Annotated in this window: 2 protein-coding genes; both read right to left on the reverse strand. The window is 37.9% G+C overall.

Annotated elements, in window-relative coordinates; genetic code table 11:
• Nucleotides 1–706 (reverse strand): sugar phosphate isomerase/epimerase family protein (locus AC1DG9_RS26330; protein WP_477635602.1); only part of this gene is annotated, 706 nt, incomplete at its 3' end.
• 101 nt (nt 707–807) lie between these two features.
• On the reverse strand, nt 808–1,683 hold the full coding sequence (locus AC1DG9_RS26335) for a LamG domain-containing protein (protein WP_172662635.1): 876 nt from the start codon (nt 1,681–1,683) through the stop codon (nt 808–810).
• Between the last annotated feature and the right edge of the window lie 377 nt (nt 1,684–2,060).

The raw sequence follows: 2,060 nt of genomic DNA on the forward strand, positions 1-2,060 counted from the left end.
CAATTACACCACGACCAAGCTCACAGGTGCTGCCATCTTTTGCGGCGGCAGTTACGTTTTTTAAATGCATATCAAAAATGCGTTTAGAAAACTTCTGGAAATCAGCCACCGAATCGCGCCCGTCTCTTTTGTTGTGCCCCATATCAAAGCATATTCCTACGCGCTCATCAAGGTTTTTGATGAGGTTGTATATACTTTCAGCGCTTGGGTATAATTTATCTTCTGGGCCATGGTTATGGATGGCGTATCGAATGTTATATTCTTTTGTTTTTTGGGCAACGTATCCCAGGTCGGCATGTAAGGGGATGCCTACGACCAAATCAACGCCGACTCTTTTGGCGTAATCAAATGCATCGTCAATTTCCTGCTTCGTTTTAGTGTATATAGGCCCTACTGCATAGCCTGTTACGCCGTTCTCTTTAAGCTTAGCGTGAAATGCAGCAATTTCTTCTGCAGTACTTTTATAAGGCAGATGAAAGTCTTTAATACACAGGTAATGCACATCAACCTTTTTCATCATTTTAAGTGATTCATCCAGATTGAAATTAATAAAGCTATAACCGGCAATACCCAGTTTAAATGGATCAGGCTTTCCTTTATCAGATTTCAGTTTAAATGGCTCGGCATAAACAGATGGTATACTGGCCAGGGTAGTTGCAGCTACCCCTAATATTCCTTTGTGCAAAAAGCTTCTTCTTGTAGTCATAATGATTTCACTAGTTTCCGAATTTAGTGTTTAAATTCATGTAGTTCAAACTTCGGCCAACGAAAATGCTTCGCTTTTCAGCGAAAACGTTTGCGTAATGTTTAATTTGGCGAATCAATAATACCGTACATTTTTTTGAGTCCTTTTGCCATTCTGTTTAACTCCTGATTACTTAAGGGACGATCATAAAGCAGAAATCTTGAGATTTCGCCAATAAAGGATTCTGTGCCGGGATGCTCAATAGCATCGCGTTCCTGGCCAATAGAAAGCTTTGAAGGGTTTGCCAATTTGTTAACAGGGAAGGGGTGGCTAACAACAGGCAAAGCACCATTGTTTAAGTACAATGAAAGCGTAACAGTATCAGTTCCTTTACCCATTCGGCCCATTAAAAGATAATATTTGTCAAATTCAAGCACAGCGTTGGCTGTAACTTTAGGGTTGTTGTTATCCCAGCGGCCAAAGGTTATTCCATTTCTGCTGCCCATCCAAATGCTATTGTTGTCATTAAGTCCTGCCCAGATACCTTCATAATTTCCACCATTCTTTAAATTGCCAAAAAAGGAATTTACATCTTTTAGCTCTCCAGATTGTTTTCCAGCCTTTAAAATGCAAAACCAAGTGTATCCACTCCCTGTAAGTAAATGGTCAAACGCATCCTCGTTATGCGCAACAAGTTCCTGTTTATTAAAAATAATTGCATTGTGGCCGTTTAGCTCAGAAAGCTTATTTCTTAAAGATGGCATCCCGGAACCCGTAACTTTTCGACCTTCATCTCTTTTCACAAATTCCTTAACCGCGGGCGCTGAAGCCTGGTTAATCCATTTCTCAACTCTGTTGTCTTTATTTGCAACCACTCCCTTGTCAGCATCCAGATCAACAATTAATCCCTTTTTCAGAATGTTTGCTGGCGATTTGACCAATACGAATCCACATAAAACAGATGTCAATAATATTAGGATGATAGCTATTTTATTCATTGCTTGTATTTGTTAACAGATGTTAAATTAAAGAGTTAAATCTTGCCTCAAGATAAATATTTAATCAATTAGATTTTTATTAAGATAGTTTTTCTGAAAAACAAAGTATGCCATGGAAACAAAGACTGGAGGTAGCAACCAGGTTATTCTGTATAGGATTATAAGAAACACGATGTTAAACAGTACGAAAATCCAAATCAGATAATTTTTTATGTTTAAACCAATCCAACAAAGTAAGCTTCTAAATAAGATAAGGATGCTAAAAGCCTGTAGAAGAAGATTAATTGAATGTATTCCGAAATTACCTATAAACCAAAGTAGCTCGGGGAGCATTAATATTGCATGGTTTAAAAAAGATCCTAAAAACTGCTTTGATA

This window comes from Pedobacter sp. 05L430 (assembly GCF_056397585.1).